The 4,184-nt window shown below is 58.4% G+C and carries 2 protein-coding genes and 1 pseudogene; 2 read left to right on the top strand and 1 reads right to left on the bottom strand.

Features of this window, described 5'->3' with window-relative positions:
* Positions 1-1,430 precede the first annotated feature (1,430 nt).
* Together JQ624_RS38075 and JQ624_RS38070 are read left to right on the top strand one after the other, a co-directional pair.
* Positions 1,431-1,607, top strand: coding sequence for an asparagine synthase-related protein (locus tag JQ624_RS38075; RefSeq protein WP_212423990.1), 177 nt, complete (start codon positions 1,431-1,433; stop codon positions 1,605-1,607).
* Positions 1,608-2,056: 449 nt separating this feature from the next.
* Positions 2,057-3,823 (top strand): carbamoyltransferase C-terminal domain-containing protein, encoded by a 1,767-nt coding sequence (locus JQ624_RS38070; RefSeq protein WP_212423989.1) that lies wholly within the window; start codon positions 2,057-2,059, stop codon positions 3,821-3,823.
* Positions 3,824-3,870: 47 nt separating this feature from the next.
* Here the strand turns inward: JQ624_RS38070 and JQ624_RS38065 are convergent.
* Positions 3,871-3,957 (bottom strand): annotated as a pseudogene (locus JQ624_RS38065) (IS5/IS1182 family transposase); the annotation flags it as partial.
* Positions 3,958-4,184 lie beyond the last annotated feature (227 nt).

Raw genomic sequence — 4,184 nt, 5'->3', positions numbered from 1 at the left:
AGGGCGGGGTGCTTCCGAAAACTCCAACTCTTCCCGTGTACCAGTCATATGAGGTGGGGACGCCCAACGGGAATCCTGCGCTGTTGCCTATCGTATTTTGATAGATGGTATCGGTCAAAGCACTCATTCTACGATCTCCCTTGCAGACCGATGTTGAAGACAGGGAATTCCACTGCGGCGCTACGCAAGGCGCGCGACACCGCAGGCTCGCAGCCTCGGACCGCGAACAGATTTCCAAAGGATTGCAGCCTCGAACCGCGAGGGGATTTCAGGGCAGTGGGATTTGGAAGTTGCCCCCCCCGACTGCTGGCAGGTTGGTTAATGAGCAAAAATGGCGAAAAAACTTTCGAAATGTGATTTATGCACGCCTGTGTAGCGCCCAACATTTGCCCTGTTTTGTAGCGCCGAACATTTGCCCTATGCGCGCCTATGTTGCGCCGACACGTGCACGATTGGTCGGTTTAAGACACACGCTCGATTTTTCGATCAGATTGCGTCGGCGTCGGAGTTGCGGAAAGTTCGCGAGCGCCGCCGGCCGAGACGAACGCACGTAAGTGACAATCGATTGAGTGGATGCGGGGGCGCGTGCCGCGGATCGTCAAATTCGAGCTGCGCAACCAGTCGCCAAAGCTCCACCTCGTAACTATCCGCTAACTGCGTTATTTCGCGGAAATGCCGTCCGCGACCGCGGCATCGCTTGTCGATCGCTTTGGCGAGCGGTGTTGCAAGCCCAACTGAGCGGGATAGCGGAGTTATTTTGGGGCCGATCAATTCCGCGCTCCAGGGTAATCCGTAAGGGCTATTGCGATAACTTTAAGATCCAGGACACACTTGCTGGTGGAGATGGATCGGTTCTTTTCCATGCCGTGGCCAGCATTAGCGCGCTAGTTCTTAAGTCACTCGATAAACATCACGCTTCAATGCAACTAACAATCTATGCTGGTTACTGGAAATGGCCTCAAAGCGCCAACGGTCGATCGGCTCTGCTAGCAATACAGTTGGCGACCCCGAATTCGAAGCGGCACATCGAATGGGGGCGCGTGTGTCGACAAAGCTGAAGCCTGACTATGTGGCCATCCAGCGGCGCCGGAAAGACACACGGCCGCCCGAGTGCCTGATCGCGCACTACGCTCGCGGATCGGCTGCGGGCGGCCAGCCGCGACCAGCGCTGCCGGCTCTACTCCGAAGTCTATTCGGAACTGTTCAACAGCCTGCCGGACCATCCGCAAAAGCCGCCGTAGGTTCGCGCACGGACCGGATCGCGAAACAGGTCAGGCTCCTCAAGCCTCTGATGCGGCGCGGCGACGTGTACCTAGAGATCGGCTGCGGTGACGCCTTGCTGCCCTTCGCGCTGTCCGGGTTCGCCCGGGAGGTGCTGGGCCTCGATGTCACGGACGCCCTGGTAGATTTCGCCGCCGCTGGCCAGCGTCGTGGCACGATTCGCGGACCAATTTCTGACTGGAGGCAAGGGCGGCAAGACGGTGCTGCGTGCAGCGATGGACAAGATCCTGCCACCGGAAATCGTGCGGCGGAAAAAGGTCGGATTCCGTGTGTGGTCGGAGAATGGTTCAAAGGCCCTTACCGGGATTTTTTGCAGGACCTGCTGATGAGCGAAACTTCCAGCGTAGCACATGCTAAGCGGCCTTAAGCTTCGTAGGCTTGCAACAGAGCACCCTAGTGGTCGACAGAACCACAAAGGAATTCTTTGGTCATTGATAATCTCGAAATCTTCTTGCGTACCTTCAGGATTGCAACATGAAGATTGGGCGGCTCTTGCTTTTGAACCCGTCTGCGGAGGTCGGGAACTCGAATATTCGACGCCTGGGCACGCCGACGCTAAAGAGCTGGCATTGTGGCGGACCAAACAGAGGATTGGCGATTCGGTGAGGGCGAGCATAAATCGTCGGTGGCTGCCGCTCCGTCATCAGAGCAACGCACTTTTGCAGCCGAACGCATCCACGCGTATCACACCGATGTCTGTCCTGGCCAAGCGTAAGACCCGGGGGGCCGGTCTAACCCGCCGCGTGCCTCAGTTGTCTAAGGGAGATTGTTGAACATGGCGAAAGTGGTCGGCATCAGTGGATTCGAGAACTCGATTCCATTCAAGAAGAAGCATTGGCCGGGCCTGGAAGAACGCGAATACCGAATTTCTCAGGGTCACGATTCGGCTGCGGTGCTGGTGGTCGACGGCAAGATTGTCGCTGGAGCTGCCGAAGAGCGCTTCTGCCGCAAAAAGCACACCGGTGACTTCCCGATTGGCGCTATCCGCTACTGCCTGGAGACCGCCGGCCTGAAACCCGCCGACATCGACGAAATTTCCCACGGCTTTGACTATTCTCCCTACAAGGCCGCCTTCAAGCTGGACCCGACTTCCGCCGAGCAATACAGGGAAGTCTTCTCGCGCGAAAAACTGCTTTCGCAAGTGAACCAGCACCTGCCAGGATTCCCCGCCGACAAGGTTCACCACGTCAACCATCATTTGTCCCACGCCGCCAGCGCCTACTACACCTCCGGATGGGATGAATGCCTGGTCGTGATCCTCGACGGCATGGGCGAAGTTCACGCCGTCACCGTTTATCACGCGCACGACAACAAGATCGACAAGCTCGCCGAAATCACCGCTCAGGATTCCATCGGCATCCTCTATTCAACTCTCACGCTGCATCTTGGCTTCGATTTCAACTCCGACGAGTACAAAATCATGGGGCTCGCCCCCTACGGGGATCCCGCTCGCTATCAGCATTTCTTCGAGCAAGCCGTGGAGCTGCTCGACAACGGCTTGATCAAGATTCCGCTTCTTCGCCTGAACAACGAGCGGCTTGATCGCGAAACCTACGGCGCGACGCGCCGCTACCTCGAAGAACACCTCATCCCGGCTCGCGTTCCTGACAGCGACACGAGCGACGATCATCGCGACGTCGCTGCGGCGTTGCAAGAATGCCTCGACAAAGTCATGCTCCATATCTGCGGCCACTTCGGCCGCAAGACTGGCCTGCGCAAGCTCGCTATGGCGGGCGGTGTCGCGCTCAACTGCACTGCAAATGGCCGTCTTCTTCAGTCTGGTCTATTCGACGACATCTACGTTCAGCCGGCCGCGGGCGACGACGGCTCCGCCCTTGGCGCCGCGCTCTGGTCGGCGTCGCGCAACGGCGATGTAAAAAACGTCCGGATGCCGGTTCCCTTCCTCGGCCCCGGGCACTCGCAAGCCGAAATCGACAAGGCTCTCGCTGACACTGGCAGCCGCATCGAGGTCACACGCTTCCCGAATCTTGAGCAAACCTGCGCAGAAGCAGCCAAGCTCATCAAGGCCGGACGCGTGCTTGGCTGGTATCGCGGGCGCATGGAGTTCGGTCCGCGAGCCTTGGGTCACCGTAGCATCTTGGCCGATCCCGGCCATCCGGAGATGCGCGATCGCATCAACGCGATGGTCAAGATGCGCGAAGCCTTCCGCCCGTTCGCTCCGGCGGTGAGTCTCGAACAGGTACAGGATTGGTTCGAGGTACCGAAGGGCCTCGAACTTCCCTACATGATCATGACTGCCGACGTTCGTCCTGAGCATCGTGCCGCGCTACCTGCGATTACGCACGTCAACGGCTCGGCCCGCGTGCAGACGATCAATAAGAAGGACAATCCGGAATTCCACGCGTTGGTGCAGGCCGTCGGCAACGTGACCGGTCGCGAAATGGTGCTGAACACGAGCTTCAACGTGAAGGGCCAGCCGATCGTCAACACCCCGCGCGAAGCCATCGACACGTTCCTCGGGACAGGCATCGAGTTTCTCTTCCTCGAGAACACACTCGTCCGCCGCGCAGGGCAGAAGTAGTCGGTGCAAAGGCACACATTTTGCGGAGCGTTAGGTAGTGTGGACACTTATCGCATCCATAAGATGATGGCGGCGAGAGTGACGACGGCAAGGTAATTTCGGGCCGTTTTTTCGAAGCGCGTTGCGACGCGTCGGTGAGCTGGGCCCGGTTGTCTGAACAGATTTTCCGCATCGATAAGTGGAGCCTCTGCCGAGGTTAGGCTGCCAAGCGGAGAGGCTGCGTGGTGAAGTAAGCTTGATCGGGCGTCGCGCCGTCAAGGCTCGAATGCGGACGGCGGCCATTATACAACAACGTTTGAGAACGCCCACAGGACCGTTCTTCGTGAGGTTCTTTATCAGCATCATCCTTGGTTTGGTCGCC

Origin of the sequence: Bradyrhizobium sp. AUGA SZCCT0283 (assembly GCF_018130385.1) — a bacterium.
GTDB lineage: Bacteria > Pseudomonadota > Alphaproteobacteria > Rhizobiales > Xanthobacteraceae > Bradyrhizobium.
This window is presented reverse-complemented; position numbering and strand designations above follow the sequence as displayed.

Bases quoted from the DNA above. Each gene is read 5' to 3' on its own strand.
- JQ624_RS38070 (WP_212423989.1), top strand. From the start codon at position 2,057: ATGGCGAAAGTGGTCGGCATCAGTGGATTCGAGAACTCGATTCCATTC.